We start from the raw sequence: 19,728 nt of genomic DNA on the forward strand, positions 1-19,728 counted from the left end.
ATTCTTAAGATTTAACCTAAAAAGAGGCGGGGGAAGTGAATAGTATATCTGCTAACAAACAAAAGAACAAAAAAGAAGGTTGATGCCAAAAACAGCTTAAACCTCCGTTCTTCCAAAAAAATGAACTGGTATCGAGATAGTTGAGCAGTTTAAGAGGTTTCGTTTAGTCTTTTTAAGATTTTCGGAAAAGAGGTTATGAGGATTTCTCACTTTTAGTTTTGCAGAAGGTGGTGCAAATTATAGGTGTTTAGGTTTATGCAAATAAATTATGATCGTGCTCAAGTTTTAAAATGTGACCTAAGACACAGCCATTTTCTGTTCCTTTATGCGAGTAACTTAGCTTTCTTTAGAATATTTTGTTTAAGGCATCGCTTTTTTCTGCCTTATCTCATGATTTTGGAGCTGAAGGATAAACAAGCCATTTGAGTTTCTAGGGTAAGGATGCCGTCAGATACTCGGTAGGGGGCGTGATCTTAAGAACTAATACCGTGAGATGCGGGTTTGATTTCATGAGTTTGGTGAGGACAACAAAAAGTTTGAGAGGCGGATAGCTTCTTATTTTGAATGATGTATGAATGAAAGGGGCTTTCATTTATTGAAAAAGAATAAGCTCATATTCAGCAGATGTGAGATGAAGTAAGAGCATCGTAATACCAAGCTGCAGTTATGCTGCTAAAGAACATAATGGCGCTAGTGATGAGCAATGGTATGTCTAGTTGGTATGGTATTCTTCCTCCTGCTACAAGTTCGATACAGAGCGCCATTGTGTTGCACATTAACACTCTTGTTTTAAAGAAACATTTCTCAAGGTATCTAAGCCTATTTTGCGACGCTGTTCATGGTAAATCTATTGAGCACCTCCATCTTTACGCTTATGAAGTAATAAGCCGGCACCATCATTATATTTGCCAGCTCTTGGGTGTTGCGATAGACCTTGCATTAAGGCGGCGGTTCATAAGAGCCATTTTTAGTCATTTCTTGTACAGTTTTTCTCCACACACTCATCCCGCTTGTGATGTGCAAGCGGGTGGTTTTGATTGATTCAAGATAAACAGATTTGAAATGAGAAAATCTTACGTTATTCAGAGTTCTAATTTAATATGAATGACGCTATATTATCATTATAAATCAAAATATTGTACATATAAAAAAGAATTCTAAAACCACCCGCTATAAAGTATAAGAAGCGAATAATTAGTCTACGAAAGAACAAAAGATAAAGAAATATTTCAAAAATCAATATTTTGAATATCACGATTAATATTTTGCGTATTTATAGTGAAATTATATGCATGATCGTTCGTAAAATGCGCTGTTTTGTGTGTGGAGTTTCTTCCTTGGTGTCTTGTGTGTTCGCAGGTGTCGTATCCATTTCCTCCTCTCATTCTTAAGCTAAATCCTAAAATTATTGCGCACTTTATTTTGTATTCTTAACAAAAGGCAAAAAATATTTTCAAAATCATCACGCCTTACCGTTTATTTCCATAGGGATATAGACATCAATAAATGCATCATATGATTTGGGGGATACTCAAAAGGATCAAAAGATTCTCTATTGTTGATTTAATTAAGCATAGAAGAAATGTCTTAAAATCAAGCAATTTTAAGCTTTTTTAAGTTTTTTGGGTAGAACAAGAGGCATTGACGAATTGGTTTAGATTCGATAATTGAAGGTATTTTTCATTGGGGGGAAGCATGACGACGCTGCAATCGCTTTTACAGACATATCGTGATGAAGCGCGTACCGAACGAGATAAAGGTACATATTTTGAGCGTTTTGCTCTTGCTTATCTAATATATGATCCTCTTCAGTCTGGGTGTTATGAAAAGGTTCAAACCTTTAAAGATTGGGCTCATGAAAATGGTTGGGATGGTCGGGATACCGGTATTGATCTTGTGGCAAAGCTTCGTGATGAAGAGGGGTTTGCAGCAATCCAATGTAAATTTTATGATGCAGCCTATCGAATTAAAAAAGCAGATATTGATAGTTTTATTTCGGCATCAGGGAAAGCTCCATTCAAGCGGCGTGTTATTATAGATAGTACTGAAAGTGCTTGGAGTGATAACGCTGAAACAATGATACGGGGGCAGGATATTCCTGTTATACGAATTAATCTTTCCGATATGCAACAAAGTCCGGTCTGTTGGGAAATTTTTGCAGCCCAGGGCAAAGTTGTTTTGGAGGATAAAAAGAAGTTGCGTCCACATCAATTGGAAGCATTGCTTGATGTGCGTGCTGGGCTTGCTCAAGCAGATCGGGGGAAGCTTATTATGGCTTGTGGGACTGGTAAGACATTTACCAGTCTTAAAATTGCTGAGGATTTGGCGGGTGAAGGCAAGTTTGTTTTGTTTCTTGTTCCTTCCTTGGCACTGATGTCACAGACGGTCCGTGAATGGACAACGGATGCAGGAATCGGATTGAGATCTTTTGCTGTATGTTCCGATACACAAGTGGGAAAGCGTCGTAAAAATAGTGATGATGTTGCTGAAATTGATGTGTTTGATCTTGCTTTTCCGGCGACAACCGATGCTGCTAAACTTGCAGAACAGGTGGCGAAGAGTGTTGCAGATAAGATGACCGTGGTGTTTGCAACCTATCAATCTATTCAGGTGATTGCTGATGCTCAGAAAAACTATGGTTTGCCAACATTTGATCTTATCATTTGTGATGAAGCGCACCGTACAACAGGGGCAACGCTGGTGGGCGAGGGTGAATCCAATTTTGTTAAGGTGCATTCTAATGATGTTATTTGCGCCAAGAAACGCCTTTATATGACAGCGACACCACGCATTTTTGGTGATAACGCAAAAAGTCGCGCGAATGAAGTTAATGCTGTTCTTGCTTCTATGGATGATGAAAAGCTTTTTGGTAAAACACTTTTTTATCGGGGTTTTTCATGGGCAGTACAAAATGATCTTTTAACAGATTATAAGGTTATTGTCTTAGCAATGGACGAAAAATTGGTCAGTTCCGCTGTTCAGAAGCGCCTTAGTGATAGCGATTCTGAGCTTATTCTTGATGATGCAACAAAGATTATTGGCTGTTATAAGGCTTTGACAAAACAAAATATGAAGGCTGATGTTGGTACGGATTCATATCCTATGCATCGTGCTTTAGCATTTTGTAAAACTATTAAAAGTTCTGAACTTGTGCGTGATGAGTTTTCTACGGTTGTTAGAGAATATCTTGATTATACGAAAGAGGATACAGAAAATGAGCATTTTCTGAAGTGTGAAATTGAGCATGTTGATGGCACTTTCAATGCAAAGGATCGTGGTGCATTACTTGATTGGCTGAAAGCTGATAGTGGGGATGATATTTGTCGTATTTTAACCAATGCAAGGTGTTTGTCTGAGGGGGTGGATGTTCCGGCTCTTGATGCGATCATGTTTTTAAATCCACGCAAGAGCCAGATTGATGTTGTGCAAGCGGTTGGGCGGGTGATGCGTCGCTCTGAGGGTAAAAAGATGGGATATGTCATTTTGCCAATTGGTATTCCTCCTGATACTCCAGCGGAACAGGCTTTGAACAACAATGATAAATATCGGGTTATCTGGCAAATTTTAAATGCTTTGCGTGCGCATGATGATCGTTTTGATGCGACGATTAATAAGGCATCCCTCGGGCAAGATATCAGCAATGTGATTGAGATTATTGGTGTCACGCAGAGCACTGAGTTAGAGGCTGTTACGGCTGTTGTAGACAATCTTCCGGTTCGCTCACAGCCTGCACGAGCGGGAATTGGAAGTCTGGAGCATGATTGCTTTCTTACAGAGCAGGTAAACGAGGAGCTTTCTTTCTGCGTAGATGAACTTTCTCGTGCGATTTTGGCAAAGATCGTTAAGAAATGTGGGACACGTGATTATTGGGAGGATTGGGCGAGCAATATTGCTGAAATTGCTAAGAATCATATCACGCGCTTAACAGGCATTCTGGCAGAGCCAAATACTGAGGCGCGTCAAGCCTTTGACAGGTTTGTGGCAGAACTGCGTGATGATTTAAATGATGCTGTTACAGAAGCTGATGCGATTGAGATGTTGGCACAGCATATTATCACGCGTCCTGTCTTTCAGGTGTTGTTTGAAGGCTATCAGTTCACACGTGAGAACCCTGTCTCGTGTGCTATGCAACGTATGCTTGATGTGCTTGATGAGGCAAATCTTGATAAGGAATCCAAAGATCTGGAAAAATTTTACGCAAGTGTAAAATTACGCGCCAGTGGCATTACGGATCCAAAAGCAAAACAGAGGTTGATTGTAGAGCTTTATGATAAGTTTTTTCGTTATGCTTTTCCACGCACTGTAGAAAAATTAGGCATTGTTTATACCCCCGTCGAGGTTGTGGATTTTATTTTGCACTCTGTCAATGATGTCTTAGAGCAAGAATTTGGGCAAACGCTTGGCTCATCGGGTGTGCACATCATGGATCCCTTTACTGGAACGGGTACTTTTATCACGCGGCTTTTACAATCGGGTTTGATAAAACCAGAGGAGATGAAACACAAATTTTGTCGTGAAATTCATGCCAATGAAATCGTGCTTTTAGCCTATTATATTGCAGCCATTAATATTGAGACGACCTATCATGGTCTGATGGGGGGCGATTATGTTCCGTTTGAGGGAATTTGTTTGACCGATACATTCCAGCTTTATGAGCAAGAAAAAGACCTGATCAGTGATTTGCTGGTGGATAACAGTACACGTCGGGCGCACCAGAAGGAACTGGATATTCGTGTTATTGTTGGCAACCCCCCTTATTCTTCTGGACAAAAAAGTGAAAACGACAATGCGCAGAATATTGGCTATCCTAAATTGGATCGTCGCATTCGTGAAACCTATGCCGCTCAATCTAAAGCAAGCAATGTTAATGGACTTTATGACAGTTATATTCGTGCCATTCGTTGGGCAAGTGACCGTATAAAAGACTGTGGTGTTATTGGTTTTGTGACAAATGCAGGTTTTATCAGTAGTTACTCTACGGATGGTTTACGAAAATGTTTAATCGAGGAATTTAGCAGCCTTTATATTTTCCATTTGCGGGGGAATCAACGAACTTCTGGAGAACTCTCTCGAAAGGAGGGGGGAAAGATTTTTGGTTCTGGGTCTCGCGCACCTATTGCGATTTCCATTTTGGTTAAAAATCCGGATGCACAACAGCATGGGAAAATATATTTTCGTGATATTGGAGATTATCTCACAGCAAAAGAAAAGCTCCGTGAACTTCAGAGGTTGGGGAGTATTGGTGGTATCACACGTGAACACAGCTGGCAGATGATTACACCTGATGAGCATGGCGATTGGCTGAATCAGCGCAATAATGATTTTGAAAAATTTCTAGCCTTAGGTGACAAGAAAGGCAGTGATAAAAGGCTCTTTGAAAATTTTTCTGGCGGTATACAAACTAGTCGTGATGCTTGGACATATAACTCAAGTCGTGAAGCTTTAGCAAAGAATATGAGCAATATGATTGCTTTTTATAACAGTGAAGTAGAGCGTTTTAATGCTGCGTATCTACATTCTGATCGCAAAGCACGTGCAAATGCTGTGAACGATTTTGTCAATACAGATTCTAGAAAGATTAGTTGGAGTAGTAGCCTTAAAGAAGAATTAATAAGGGGGAAAGCTTTTAAATTTAAAGATACGTATATTACCCAGAGCCTTTATCGTCCTTTTACACAACAGTGGCTCTATTACAATCGTGTTTTTAACCATAGAGTTTTACAAATGCCACATATTTTTCCTCTGGAACAAGCGGCTGAAAATAAGGTGATACAAGTTACGGGAATTGGAGCAAGCAGTGGCTTTTCTGTTCTGATGACTAAGAATTTATCTAATCTTCATGCAATGGATACTGGTCAATGTTTTCCACGGTATGTTTATGAAGATGCTGTGTCCTTGAAAAATAAGGAGGGGGATCAGGTTCATTTGTTTGCAAATTTTGCAGAGGAAAGCAAAGAAACTGGTTTAGAGCGGCGTGATGCTCTTACGGATGAAGGGTTGGCTTATTTTAAGGCAGCTTATCCTGGTGAAATGATAACAAAGGATGATTTGTTTTATTATGTTTACGGGATTTTGCATTCTGAAGATTATCGTGCTCGCTATGCGCATAATTTATCTAAACAATTGCCGCGTATTCCAACAGTTAAAAAGGTAGAGGATTTTTGGGCTTTTGTTACAGCAGGGCGCAAGCTTGGTGATTTGCATATGAATTATGAAGAGATTGAACCCTATCCCGTTACCTATAAACAGGGAGATCCAAGAACTTGGGTGATTTCTGATGAGAAGAGTTTTTATCGTGTTGAGGCGATGAAATTTGCTGGTAAGCGTGGCGCTATTGATAAAAGCACAGTGATTTATAATGCGCATATCACGATGCAGAATATTCCTCTTGAAGCTTATGAGTATGTGATCAATGGCAGGCCTGCTCTTGAATGGGTTATGGAGCGGCAGGTTGTCAAAACGGATAAAGCGAGTGGGATTGTGAATGATGCCAATCGCTATGCTGTTGAAACGGTGGGTAATCCAGCTTATCCATTGGAATTGTTTCAGCGGGTTATTACTGTAAGCTTGGAAACAATGAAAATTGTGCGCAACCTGCCAAAATTGGAAGTGAGAGAAACTGAAAAGGTTAAATTATCCATTGTGTGGTAAAAAAGTGTTGAGTCGTAACAAACTGGCACTATCATACACCTTGCCAGCTCGTGGGTATTGCGACAGCCCTTGGCACTTGAGACAAGTCCATAAGAGGCATGTCTTTCTTGTACAGTTTTACGCTGCGCAGGCTCTCTTCCTTTGTGATGTGCAAGAAAATGGTTTTGATTGATTCAATAGAGAGCAGATTTGAAATGAGAGAATCTGATGATATTGAGAGCTCTCATTCAAGTTAAAGCGTAATAAAGTTCCATTATAAATCAATATATTGTATGTGATAAAGCACCTTAGGCAGTGAGGTCGCTAAAATTATGACGCATGAGCTTTAGCGGCAGTGATGAATATTCTCAGGCAGGGTTTTCTTGTCGAGCTTTATGTGAGTAAACCATATAAATGGCGAAGCTGAGTGGAGCCTGTCCAGAGAAAGTGAACTGTTTACAAATCGTTGCTGATAGGAATCATCGTCCTTTGAGATGTTGAGAGGACATGACAATTCTCATGAAATCTGTCCTTTGAGGTGTTCTGATATTGAAGTGAGCAGGTGGAACGCGTTAGACAAGAAGCTGAGTTATTATTGTTTACAGATTACTAGAGTTTAAAAATTTTCGTTCTTTTTGGGAGAGGAAACCAGACAAAAGGTGATCTTAGAGAGCGAAATGATTTCAAAAAAGATTGCGATAAAAAACGTGGGGTATTTGTAGCGGTGTGCGTTTTGAGCTTATTTCTATCTGTGATCTAAAATGCTCTTATGGAGATGCTTTGTAGAATGAAGAAATAGTTACTAATATATTGACTTATAATGATAGTTTAACATTCTCTCTGTTGAATGAGAAATCTAAGTATTATAAATTTTCTCATTTTAAATCTATTAAAATTACTTCTTTGCATGTCATACGAGGTTGGTATGTTCGTGTTTAAGAAAGGCGTAATGCATACCTCTTACCAATCATCCCAAGAGGTTTAAGAGCTATCGTAATACTTGGGGGGGTGGCAAAGTATAGGGTGAGGCGGTTTGCATTTTTTATGAAGGGTAAGACAGTGGTATAAATAGATTTTTATGACAAGTCTGGAGATCTTATGGCTGTCTGGGGGCTCTATTTACAAGAGCTTATAATATTGGGATGGCATGTACAGATCCGCGCTGTGAGATATGTTTGGGATGTAAGAGATGTTTTGGGTGAACGTGCAAATACAGTGACACGTGCATTGGGATGTTCTGCGTTGTATGAGGGTAAGCTCTGTCGAGTTTTTATAGAGGCAACTTCTTGTGGAAGAGTATGAGAGAAAGGTATGAAGCGGTTCGTGGGTGGCAAGGTTTTTAAAAAGTCAGAAGGATAAAGATTAGAATGCGGTTCTGATATAGACTTGGAGCGTTTTAATATATTGGAATATAAGAATGCGGATTTGATTGATCTGTTGTATTGCGCTTTCAGCATTGTTCTTTTTAACAGGATAGGCAATGAAATGGATATCAGGCATTAAATATTTAAGTTCTCGCATTGAGCGCCACACATGGTAATCATGGGTGACGATATAAAGGGTTTTATAGTGGTGTTTTTTGATCCAATCGGCGCTTTCTTTAGCATTTCCTCTGGTGTTAATCGCTTGATGCCCGATGTCAATACAACAGGAGATAAGCCGTGGGGTAATATGCATGTTGTGCATGAGACTTTTCAGATTGGTTGTGGTATTTACGCCACTGATGAGGAGACGTGAACCAAGCCCCTTTTGTAAGAGATTAAGTCCTGTCTCTATTCGGTTTTCTCCGCCTGTAAGCACGATAATGGCATCCGCTTTGGGGAGAGGTGTTGGGGGAGAAAGTCGTTCAGTTTTTTCAGAAAAAATAATAAAACCGCCCCAGAAAATTAAAACAATGATTGAAAGAGTAAGGGTTGTCGGTGGAAAATAGCGAAATAAAAAGCAGGGAGACCAACTATTATAGTGGGTCCGTTTTGGAAGAGGACGTTCTAAATTGTTTTGCGTCAATGAGTTGAAAGTGTTGTGAGTCATAAAATTAAAATAAACCGTTTTCACATTGATCAATTTTTTTCAGTTGCGCTAAAATAGTCATGCGGTTTGTAAGGGTGGTAAGAAAAGAAACGAAAATAATAAGAAAAATGATTTTTCCGTAGGGGATGGAACTTATGGAAAGATGTCCAAACAAAGCTGTTACTTGGCTAGCTTCTACTCTTCCCAAGTTATAATTCGTCCAGAGACAAAAGGCTGAAAATAGAAATATGCTTGTGAGACCACCATATAAAGCACCACGCAGCGCAGTTTTAAAAAAATGCCAGTCAAATTGGCGAGCAATGAAAAGAGTTTCAGTACCAAGGAAATATAAGACATTGATAATATGTGTATTTTCTGCCAATGCATTGCGGGTGGCAAAAATGATGGTGAGGATAAGAGAGCCTAAAACCAATGCTAAAATTGAAAAACCAATGAAAACAGTGGTGTGTGCCATGGTCGCAAAACGATGAACCCAAACACGGTGATCATCAAATTGACCTCCTGGAATTTGGGTTTTAATGGCGTGATTAATGGCTGCAAAATTGATTTTTTCATCTCTCTTCAGGGTCACAATGATGAGGCGGGGAAGGGGTAGTTCATTGACATTGAAGCCTGTTCCAAGCCATGGCTCCAGTAACTTTTCTGTAGCTTTTTGGTCAACAATTTTTGCATCTTGTACACCAGAAAATGTTTTAACCAATTGTACGGCATCACGGAGTGCTTTGTTGATATCAACATTGTCAATGGGGCGTATCTGTATTGTTGCTTCATAGCTAATCTGATTACTCCAATTTTGGGCGGCTCGTTGGACTAAATCAACACCAATTAAGGTGAGGCTTGAGAGAAATGTCATAATAGCAATCACGGCTACTAGTGCTTTTCCAGAAATATTGCCACTGGGAATAATCGCTGTTGTGTTTTTTTTATTGCTGGTAAAAACGGAGAAAAATTTATTCATGAATCGTCATCCGTCCGTTATGGAGAAGCATACGCCGTGCTGCAACTTGTTCCATTAAGGCAATATCATGGGTGGCAATGATAACAGCCGTTCCAAAACGGTTTAATTCAATAAATAAACGGAGGAGGCGTTTTGCCAAGGGCGGATCGACATTTCCGGTGGGTTCATCGGCAAGTAGAATTTCAGGTTGATCAATGAGTGCGCGTGCAATGGCTACCCTTTGTTTTTCCCCACCGGAAAGAACCGGTGGTAAAACATGAATATGATCTCCAAGACCTACCCAACAGAGAAGATCTTCCACTTCACTGCGATAGGTTGCTTCTTCTTGTCCTTTAATGCGTAAAGGTAAGGAGACATTTTCATAAGTGGTCATGTGATCAAGGAGACGAAAATCTTGAAAAACCACCCCGATACGTTGTCGCAGCGCAGGGAGCTCTTGTCGTTTGAGTAATGCTGTGTCTGTTCCAAAGAGATCAATATGACCGCGGGTGGGTTTGAGTGCCAAAAACATAAGACGCATCAGCGACGTTTTCCCTGCTCCAGAGGCACCTGTGAGAAATTGAAATGATCCAGGAGGAATATGAAAGCTAATATCACGAAGGACCTCAGGGCCCATTCCATAGCGTAGGCCGACATTTTCAAAATGAATCACTTTTTATTATTACTCCTGATTTTATATTGCATCATTTATTCTAAAAACTCTTACTTTCATTGCTTTAGATTTTTGTTGTAAGCTTGTTTATTTTAGATTTCATGGTTTTCAATATTTTTTATACACCCTCGTTATAGATAAATATTTTTGCTCAAGAATATTATCACTTATACTTTCTTTTTTAGCTTTGTTTATGATTTTAGCAGGAATTTCAAAGGGATTCTAGCATAAACATCAGAACTATTTTTCCTTCTTACTCAGAGGCTTTTTTGCATTGAGTGGACATTAGGTGATTTTAAAAAGCTATGTTGCTCTTTTTATCGTACTTTCTTATTCTTGTTCGTATCCCAATTCTGAGGTTTTTGCTTAAATTATTTCTTACCTCTCATGAAGAAAAGCGTTTGTTGTTAGAATGATTGAGCTTCTCATGAATTGTTTTGTTTTTTATTCTCCTCAGTGGTTTTCGTAATAATGCTGAGATAATTTTAGCAAAAAAACAAAAACCACCGTATGTTGTATTGCGTCGTGTTTTTTAGTTTTGTCGGTTGGCAATCAGATCTTCAACAACTTGCGGTTCGGCAAGGGTTGAAATATCTCCGAGAGTATCAAAATCGTTTTCAGCGATTTTTCGTAAAATACGTCTCATAATTTTTCCTGATCGCGTTTTGGGAAGCTGTGGGGCAAATTGAATTTTATCCAATATGGCAATAGAACCTATTTCTTGTCTTACATGTTTAATAAGCTCTTTTTGTAACTCTTCACTCGGCGCTGTCCCTTCCATTAAGGTGATAAAACTATAAATTCCTTGTCCTTTAATGGGATGCGGGTAACCCACAATGGCTGCTTCTGATACAGCGGGATGAGAAACAAGGGCTGATTCAATTTCAGCAGTTCCTAACCTGTGTCCCGAGACATTGAGAATGTCATCAACCCGCCCTGTAATCCAGTAATAGCCGTCACTATCGCGCCTACAACCATCGCCTGTAAAATATCTTCCTTTATAGGAGGAAAAATAAGTTTGAATAAAGCGCTCATGATCTTTATAAAGCGTGCGCATTTGTCCTGGCCATGAATCACTGATACAAAGATTGCCTTCTGCTTCACCTTCTAAAATATTGCCTTGGGCATCAACAATTTGGGGTTGAACACCAAAAAAAGGACGTGTGGCTGATCCTGCTTTAAGGGGTGTTGCACCGGGCAAGGGCGTGATCATATGCCCTCCTGTTTCCGTTTGCCACCATGTATCGAGAATCGGACAACGGTCATTTCCAATTATATGATAAAACCATTCCCATGCTTCTGGGTTAATAGGTTCTCCTACCGTTCCTAAAAGACGCAACGACGTCCTGTTTGAGTGTTCAACAAATGAATTTCCTGCTCCCATTAAGGCGCGGATAGCTGTTGGTGCGGTATAGAGTGTATTGACTTGATGCTTGTCGACAATTTCCCAGAATCTGCCTTTGTCAGGAAAGGTTGGTGTGCCTTCAAACATTAAAGTGGTCGCACCATTGCATAAAGGTCCATAAACCAAGTAAGAATGACCGGTAATCCACCCAATATCAGCTGTGCACCAGTAAACTTCATTGGGGTGGTAATCAAAAACATATTGGTGAGTCATCGAGGCAAAAACAAGATAGCCTGCTGTGGTATGCAAAACACCTTTAGGTTTGCCGGTGGAGCCTGAAGTATAAAGAATAAAAAGTGGATCTTCAGCATTCATTGGTTCTGGTGGACAAGCTGTTTTGGTATGAGCTATCTCTTCGTGGTACCAAAAATCACGCCCCTCTACCCATTGAATGGGTCCACAAGTCCGCCGTATAACCATGACTTTGTCCACATGCACGTTTTGGCGCGCTGCTATCTCAATAGCATGGTCAACGTTGTCTTTTAAGTTAATCCGTTTGCCGCCACGCAAGCCGTGATCAGCGGTAATCATAAAGGTTGATTCACAGTCAACAAGGCGTCCTGCTATTGCTTCAGCAGAAAAGCCTGCAAAAATAACCGAATGAACAGCACCAATGCGGGCACACGCGAGCATAGCATAGGCTGCTTCGGGAATCATGGGGAGATAAATGGTTACTTTATCGCCTTTCTTAATGCCACGACTTTTCAAAAGATTGGCAAAACGACAAACATGTTCATAAAGCTCGTTATAGGTTATTTTTTTATCATGATAAGGATTATCTCCTTCCCAAATGAGCGCGATTTTGTCTCCATGGGTTTTCAGGTGGCGATCAATGCAATTATAGGTAACATTTGTTATCCCATCTTCGTACCATTGAATGGAGACATCTCCGTTAAAAGAAGTATTTTTTACTTTTGTAAAAGGTTTAAACCATTCAATGCGTTGACCATGTTTTGCCCAGAAGCTTTCTGGATCATTAATGCTTTCTCGATACCATTGTTGATAAGTTTCCTCATCGAGCAAAGTATTTTTTTTGATCTCTTCTGATACTGGATAGATTTTTTCAGTCATGCTTCCCTCTTTTTATTTTTTAGAAAAATCAGCCTCTGTATTTTGTATGGTTATATTTGTGGCAGAGTTTTCCCAAAAGCTTTTCATTGTGAGGTTAGACTAAATGACAAAGATTAGAATAGTCAATTTTTAAATCTGATACGTTTTTCTTAAAAAGGTATTTTATGCTTTTAGGATATTCAAATATGGCAAAGACTATTGCGGTATAGAGCCTTTTATAAACGCACAAAGGCACTAAAAAATATCATATAAAAAGGGAGATAAAGGTGCTTTATTGATTATCACTTTAAATGTTTTTTATTTTGTATTCCCTTATTTAAAAAAGAATAAGTTTATTAATAATTAATTAAACCAAAATATCAAAAATAATGAAAAGAATTACTGTATATAAATTTTATTTTATAGTTACTTTCCAACTGTAACTACCACTTTTAAAAACCAATAGCATATATAGGGATAAAGACAATGAGAATACAAAACATTCTTACGATTTCATAACAAATATTCATTATAAAAAAATCCTGATTATAAGATGTGATTCACAATAGATATCTCCGAAAACTATTTTATCCACAGATGTAGATATTTAATTTTGGTATATTCTTTCGAATATATTTACAGAATTATTTATCTTCAGAGATATCTTTGTCGCTATATGACCGAATGTGCTGCATGAACCAAAAATATTAATTCTCCTTAATTATCTACATTAAAAGTAGTATCATAATGATACATTTCAAATGGCTATCATGTATTTTTAGAAAAATGTCAAAGATAAACTTTAAAAATAACAATAAAAACACTGTATGAATAATATATATTATGTATATATGAAATTTTTTCTTAAATAGATAATAATATTACTTATAATATTTAAAATATAAGAAATTACACCATATTTTTTCTTAATTAAAGTTTAAATTTAGAAAAATTGCGTATATGAAAAGTTGAAGTTTTTCTCTTTGTTTACGAGAACGATAAAGAAATATCGTTATTGGGATCGATCTCATTGCCATTGTTTTGCCTGCATGTATTATGCGCATATGCTTGGGATTAGTTCTTTTATTTTTCAGGCGAATATTGACCGTATTTTATGCTTTGTAGAGCATAGAAAGCCTTTTGCTATTGTTGGACCTTATAGATTGCTATTCATGTTGTTTAACGCGGCTCTTGGTGCTCTATTGGGCATTTGAGATGTTTATTTTGCTCAAGTGACTTACATGAAAGAGTTTTGTTACTGTATTATGCAGCCATAAGCCTCTTTTTGCCTGCTTTACGCCATTGGCATGTGGGGAAATTGTTTACGCGTGTTGGAGAAGTTAAGAGAATTCGTTGTTTTTGATGGCAATCATTGCGATAATCGTAGTCAATATTTTTTTGCAATTATTTATTTCGCGACAGTTTTTTCATTCATGTGCAACGCCTCTATTTTTGTTATTTTGCTTTTACATTCAGGATTTCTTTTTTGCGTGCTTTTGGTGGAGAGGCGGTCAGAGGGGAGGTGAAGTAGAACCAATGTGCGAGAATATGAGAGCCAAATTTCAATACTATTTTGAAGCTATTGTACGGGTTGTGGATGTGCCGGTGAGAAATTTGAGAAGACTAGCTTTTTTGCTAGAATTGCTCCTTTATTGAGATTGAAGGGAATGTTTTTCTCATTTCTGCTGTTTTTGGCTTGTTCGTAGAATCTTCAATGGGAATTTATATAAGGGGGAATTGCTTTACACAGGGCGTTTTCCAAATAAAGCGGAGCCAATGCGAAGGACATTAGAGCCAAACTGTAGAGCGGTTTTGAAGTCACTGGACATACCCATGGAAAGCTTTGAAAGACCTGCTTGTTTTGTTAATTTTGCTAAGAGCGCGAAATAGGGTCCGGGGTTTTCATCGATAGGGGGGATGCTCATAAGACCGATGATATCGAGTCCATAGTTGTTTTTGCATTGAGAAACAAAAGGGATCACTTCTTGCGGTGCAACACCACTTTTTTGCGGTTCTAATCCAATGTTAACCTGAACGTAGCAGGGGAGATGCCTTTTTTGCTTTTCCATTTCTTCAGCTAAGCTTTTGGCTATTTTTTCACGGTCAACCGTTTGGATGACATCAAAAAGTTTTACTGCCTCTGCCGTTTTATTTGATTGTAGGGGACCGATGAGATGGAGTTTAATATTTTCAAATTGTTGACGTAAAGCAGGCCATTTTTGTGCTGCTTCTTGTACGCGGTTTTCTGCAAACAAAGATTGGCCTGCTTGTAAAATGGGGCGTATATCAGCGGCAGAAACAGTTTTTGAAACAGCGATAAGTTCAATTTCTTCTACAGGGCGTTGTAACTCTTGACATGTTTCAGCAATGTCTTTTCGAAGGTTTTGCCATGCTTCAATGGAAGGGGCATCGAGGGGCGTTTGTGTATTCATGTTTTTGTGCTTTACCTTTTTTGTTCAAGAGTTGGTCGTTTTTTTTAAAGTTTTATAAAATACTTAGGGAAATATTTCACGAAAATGTTGACGATGAGGTTAATCCATGGTCAAGCATAATAAAACAAGTTTTTGGTTCTGTTTTATTAAAAGAGTATAATGGGAATGACAATTGAGCATTATAAGATAGGCGAACGCTATAATCCACGTGCGAGAGAAAAAAAATGGCAAGAAATTTGGGATGAAAAGAAAATTTTTCAGACTCTTCAAGAAGATGCTCGTGAAAAATATTATGTTTTAGAAATGTTTCCTTATCCTTCTGGCCGTATTCACATGGGGCATGTGCGCAATTATGCCATGGGGGATGTGGTTGCACGCTATAAACGCGCCAAGGGGTTTAATGTGCTTCATCCCATGGGGTGGGATGCTTTTGGGATGCCGGCTGAAAATGCCGCTATGCAAAATAAAGTGCACCCTAAAACTTGGACCTATCAAAATATTGCGGTGATGCGTGGGCAATTAAAGCAATTAGGGCTCTCGATAGATTGGACTCGGGAATTTGCGACTTGTGATGAGGAATATTACCACCGACAACAAATGTTGTTCCTTGATTTCTATCAAAAGGGGTTGGTAGCACGTAAAGTGGCTAAGGTGAATTGGGACCCTGTTGATCATACTGTTTTGGCCAATGAACAGGTTGTTGATGGGCGGGGATGGCGTTCTGGTGCGTTGGTGGAACAACGTGAGTTGACGCAGTGGTTTTTCAAAATTAGCGACTTTAGTGAAGATCTCTTGGCAGGGCTTGAAGAGCTGAACCAATGGCCGGAAAAAGTTCGCACCATGCAAAAAAATTGGATTGGAAAATCACAAGGTTTGCTGATTCGTTGGGCTTTAAAGTCGGCGGGTGATGCTGGTGATGTTTGTGAGAAATTTGATGAGGTTGTTTGTTATTCAACGCGTCCTGATACACTGTTTGGTGCCTCCTTTTTGGCTCTGTCTGTTGATCATCCTATTGCACAAGCTTTGGCAAAAAAAGACAAAGCGTTGAGTGCTTTTATTGAAAATTGTCGGTGTGGTGGAACGACAACGGCAGCACTTGAAACAGCTGAAAAACAAGGGTTTTTCACGCCCCTTTTGGCTGTTCATCCTTTCGATTCAACAGTACATATTCCCGTTTATATCGCGAATTTTGTGCTTATGGACTATGGAACAGGGGTTGTTTTTGGTTGTCCAGCTCATGATCAGAGAGATTTCGATTTTGCGCGTAAATATGATCTTCCAATAAAACCGGTGGTTTTACCAAAAGGAGAGCAAGCAGAAGATTTTGTTATTACTGAAACACCTTATACGGGTGATGGGGTGATGATCAATTCCAGTTTTTTGGATGGTTTGACACCCCGACAAGCTTTTGAAGAAGCTGCTAAAAAGCTTGAAAAACAAATGCTCAATGGGCAACCGCAAGGGAAGAAAACAGTGCAATTTCGTTTGCGTGATTGGGGGATTTCACGTCAACGTTATTGGGGGTGTCCTATTCCGATGATCCATTGTACAACTTGTGGGGTTGTTCCTGTTCCACGTGCCAATTTACCGGTTGTGTTGCCTGATGATGTTACTTTTGATCAACCAGGAAATCCTCTTGCACGACATGAAACATGGCAAAATGTTACTTGTCCTTCCTGTGGTCAACTTGCCAAACGCGAAACCGATACCATGGACACATTTGTTGACTCTTCTTGGTATTATGCACGCTTTACGGCTCCTTTTGCATCAGAACCGGTTGACAAACAAGCAACCGCTGAATGGTTGCCTGTGCAACAATATATTGGTGGAATTGAGCATGCCATTTTGCATCTTCTTTATGCACGCTTTTTTATGCGTGCCATGAAATTGGTCGGTCATGTGACGGTAGATGAGCCTTTTAAGGGGCTTTTTACCCAAGGGATGGTGGTGCATGAAACCTATCGAGATGATCAAGGGTGGGTTTCTCCAGCAGAAATTTCGATTGTTGAAAAAGATGGAAAGCGGTGTGCTTATAAATTAACCGATCAAAGTGAAGTGACGATTGGTTTGATTGAGAAAATGTCAAAATCAAAAAAGAATGTCGTTGATCCTGATGATATTATTGCATCTTATGGCGCTGATACTGTGCGTTGGTTTGTGTTGTCAGATTCTCCTCCCGAGCGAGATGTCATTTGGACAGAATCTGGTGTTGAAGGTGCACATCGCTTTGTACAGCGTGTTTGGCGCCATGTGGCTGTGAGTGCTTCTATTTTAAAGGATGTGGCGCCTTGTGCAGGGCATCAGGGGGCGGCTTTGGAACTCTCAAAGGTCGCACATCGCACGCTTTGCGCTGTAGAAGATGATTTGGAAAAATTCGCTTTTAATCGGGCTATTGCACGCCTTTATGAATTCTTGAATATTATGGCGCCGTTGTTAAATAGGATAGAAAGTGTTGACGATGAAATGAAAGCTTCTTTACGTCAAGCTATGGATTTTTTTCTTGCTATGATTGCACCAATGATGCCCCATTTAGCAGAAGAATGTCATGCTGCTTTAGGGGGAAAAAGTTTAATATCTGCGCTTTCTTGGCCTGTTTATGATCGTACGTTAACCGTTGCGGAATGCTATACTTTGCCAGTACAAATTAATGGTAAAAAACGCGGTGAGGTGAGCGTTGCAGCAACTGCTGATGAGGTGATGATTAAAGAAGCGGTTTTGGCGTTAGATTTTGTAAAGGCGCAGCTGATTGAAAAGCCCGTGAAAAAAATCATTGTTGTTCCAAAAAGGATTGTGAATGTCGTTCTTTAGAAGTTCTATTCTTGTCATTTTAGCTGGTGTATTCACACTGTTGTGTGGATGCAAAGTTGAACCGCTTTACCGTCAAGAGTTGCAGAGTGCAATGACAATGGATTCTGCTTCTTATGGGAATCCTTCTTCTGGATACCCTTCTGGACAAGCTTCTTTGGGATTAGCGCAAAAGCTTGCTTCTATTGTTGTGGAAGAACCTTCGGATCGTTTTGGTCAAATGGTGCGCAACCATCTGCTTTTTCTTTTGTATGGAAATGGTGCTAAACCTTCTCTACCTGCTTATCAATTGGCATTACAGATATCCGTCTTTACAAGAGAATCTATGCAGATAGAGGTTGATTTCGAGAAAAAGAGAAAGGGACGACCTTCTGTTGGAACTGTTATGAGCAGAGCTTCTTACACTTTGCAGGATATGAAAAATACTCTTGTTGCAAAAGGAACAGCAATGATGAATGCATCTTTTGAGCGACTTCGTCAAGAATATGCAACGCTGCAAGCAGAAGAAGATGCAAAAAAACGTGTTGCGGAAGAGTTGGCTGAACAGATCTTTTTGTTACTTTCAAAAGATCTTTCCAATAAAAATTCTAGATATTAAGCAATATTTTGTCCTGTTTTTTTCCAGTCGTCGAGGAATATTTGCAACCCTTTGTCGGTGAGAGGGTGTTTGACCAGTGCTTTTAAGATTGCTGGTGGAACTGTTGCAATGTCAGCACCACTGAGTGCTGCTTCTTTGACATGATTAACGGTGCGGATTGAAGCGGCCAAGATTTGTGTTTCAAAGTTATAGTTATCATAAATTGTGCGAATTTCATGAAGCAGTTCACTTCCATCATTTCCACAATCATCAAGTCTACCAATAAAAGGTGAAACGAATGTTGCGCCTGCTTTGGCGGCTAATAAGGCTTGATTGGCAGAAAAACAAAGTGTGAGATTTGTTTTTAGTCCTGCTGCTGTGAGGGCTTTACAGGCTTTTAATCCATCGAGTGTTAAAGGAAGCTTGATACAAATATTGTCGGCAATCTTTGCTAAAACAGTTGCTTCTTTCATGATGCTTTCAAATTCCGTTGCTGCAACTTCAGCAGAAACAGGTCCGCTAACGAGAGCACAAATTTCTTTTGTAACATCAAGAATATTGCGTCCTGATTTTAGGATAAGAGAGGGATTGGTGGTAACACCATCAACAAGGCTTAAATTCTGTAACTCTTGAATTTCTTCAATATTGGCGCTATCCACAAAAAATTTCATCTCTAACCTCTTTTTTTTAGCTTTATCCTATTTTTTGTTATGCGCTATTGTTGACTGCAAAAGCAAGAGAAAGAATTAATATCTGTGTAAAGAACAAGAATGCTATGGTGTTAATCATGTACCCGTTTTCGGTAAAGAAATATGATTTATCGTTTCCACACCCATTTTATAGTGTTACTCGTGATAAGGCATAGAATTCATTGCGTACCAACATTTTTGCGTATTGGAATCTTTGCGTAGCGGTGTTTTTATATTTATGGAAATAAGCTAGCATTATCAAACACTTTGTTTATTTCCTATTTGCCATTGCTCTTGATATTTGAGAGTGCATCATAAGATACCTTCCTTTTTTAGGGGGTATGTTTAACTTTGTTTTTGATGAAAGCGGATGGATTTATTTTGTCGTAAAACACTGTTGAAGAACGCCTGTAAAATTTTACGCATGAAGGGTTTTTTTATGGTCAATTACATTGATTTATTCTGTTTTCCCCATTCTTCAAAAATACGCTTTTGTGCT

Annotated in this window: 11 protein-coding genes and 1 pseudogene; 5 read left to right on the plus strand and 7 right to left on the minus strand. The window is 39.2% G+C overall.

Annotation, left to right across the window (positions count from 1 at the left end; translation table 11 throughout):
• Window positions 1-778: 778 nt before the first annotated feature.
• Window positions 779-965, minus strand: a pseudogene (locus ACFILT_RS08400) (integrase); the annotation flags it as partial.
• A gap of 730 nt (window positions 966-1,695) precedes the next feature.
• Here ACFILT_RS08400 and ACFILT_RS08405 point away from each other — a divergent pair.
• Together ACFILT_RS08405 and ACFILT_RS08410 are read left to right on the plus strand one after the other, a co-directional pair.
• Complete coding sequence (locus ACFILT_RS08405) at window positions 1,696-6,651, plus strand: DEAD/DEAH box helicase (RefSeq protein WP_375679898.1); 4,956 nt, start codon at window positions 1,696-1,698, stop codon at window positions 6,649-6,651.
• 1,077 nt (window positions 6,652-7,728) lie between these two features.
• Window positions 7,729-7,932: a hypothetical protein gene (locus tag ACFILT_RS08410; protein ID WP_375679899.1), complete on the plus strand. Its 204-nt coding sequence runs from the start codon at window positions 7,729-7,731 to the stop codon at window positions 7,930-7,932.
• A gap of 60 nt (window positions 7,933-7,992) precedes the next feature.
• On the opposite strand, the gene ACFILT_RS08415 is transcribed toward ACFILT_RS08410, so the two are convergent.
• From ACFILT_RS08415 to acs, 4 genes are all read right to left on the minus strand, one after another.
• A complete protein-coding gene (locus tag ACFILT_RS08415; RefSeq protein WP_375678357.1) occupies window positions 7,993-8,661 on the minus strand; it encodes a YdcF family protein in 669 nt (222 codons plus the stop codon).
• A 4-nt stretch (window positions 8,662-8,665) separates the two neighbouring features.
• Complete coding sequence (locus ACFILT_RS08420) at window positions 8,666-9,619, minus strand: cell division protein FtsX (RefSeq protein WP_375628714.1); 954 nt, start codon at window positions 9,617-9,619, stop codon at window positions 8,666-8,668.
• Entirely contained in the window at window positions 9,612-10,271 is a 660-nt protein-coding gene (ftsE, locus tag ACFILT_RS08425) for a cell division ATP-binding protein FtsE (protein ID WP_273723097.1), read from the minus strand. The genes ACFILT_RS08420 and ftsE overlap by 8 nt, the downstream gene beginning before the upstream one ends.
• Window positions 10,272-10,803: 532 nt before the next feature.
• A complete protein-coding gene (gene acs / locus ACFILT_RS08430) occupies window positions 10,804-12,747 on the minus strand; it encodes an acetate--CoA ligase (protein ID WP_375679900.1) in 1,944 nt (647 codons plus the stop codon).
• Between the two features lie 962 nt (window positions 12,748-13,709).
• Here acs and ACFILT_RS08435 point away from each other — a divergent pair.
• Window positions 13,710-13,940 (plus strand): hypothetical protein, encoded by a 231-nt coding sequence (locus ACFILT_RS08435; protein WP_375679901.1) that lies wholly within the window; start codon window positions 13,710-13,712, stop codon window positions 13,938-13,940.
• Window positions 13,941-14,468: 528 nt separating this feature from the next.
• Here ACFILT_RS08435 and ACFILT_RS08440 read toward each other — a convergent pair.
• A complete protein-coding gene (locus tag ACFILT_RS08440) occupies window positions 14,469-15,158 on the minus strand; it encodes a YggS family pyridoxal phosphate-dependent enzyme (protein WP_375679902.1) in 690 nt (229 codons plus the stop codon).
• A 165-nt stretch (window positions 15,159-15,323) separates the two neighbouring features.
• On the opposite strand from ACFILT_RS08440, the gene leuS reads away from it, so the two are divergent.
• Both leuS and lptE read left to right on the plus strand, forming a co-directional pair.
• Window positions 15,324-17,966, plus strand: coding sequence for a leucine--tRNA ligase (leuS, locus tag ACFILT_RS08445; protein ID WP_375678381.1), 2,643 nt, complete (start codon window positions 15,324-15,326; stop codon window positions 17,964-17,966).
• Window positions 17,953-18,561: an LPS assembly lipoprotein LptE gene (gene lptE / locus ACFILT_RS08450; RefSeq protein ID WP_375678360.1), complete on the plus strand. Its 609-nt coding sequence runs from the start codon at window positions 17,953-17,955 to the stop codon at window positions 18,559-18,561. The genes leuS and lptE overlap by 14 nt, the downstream gene beginning before the upstream one ends.
• On the opposite strand, the gene fsa is transcribed toward lptE, so the two are convergent.
• Complete coding sequence (fsa, locus tag ACFILT_RS08455) at window positions 18,558-19,211, minus strand: fructose-6-phosphate aldolase (protein WP_375678361.1); 654 nt, start codon at window positions 19,209-19,211, stop codon at window positions 18,558-18,560. The two genes, lptE and fsa, sit on opposite strands and share 4 nt — an antisense overlap.
• Between the last annotated feature and the right edge of the window lie 517 nt (window positions 19,212-19,728).

The organism is Bartonella sp. AP7XZML (genome assembly GCF_042195745.1).
Taxonomy (GTDB): Bacteria; Pseudomonadota; Alphaproteobacteria; order Rhizobiales; family Rhizobiaceae; genus Bartonella.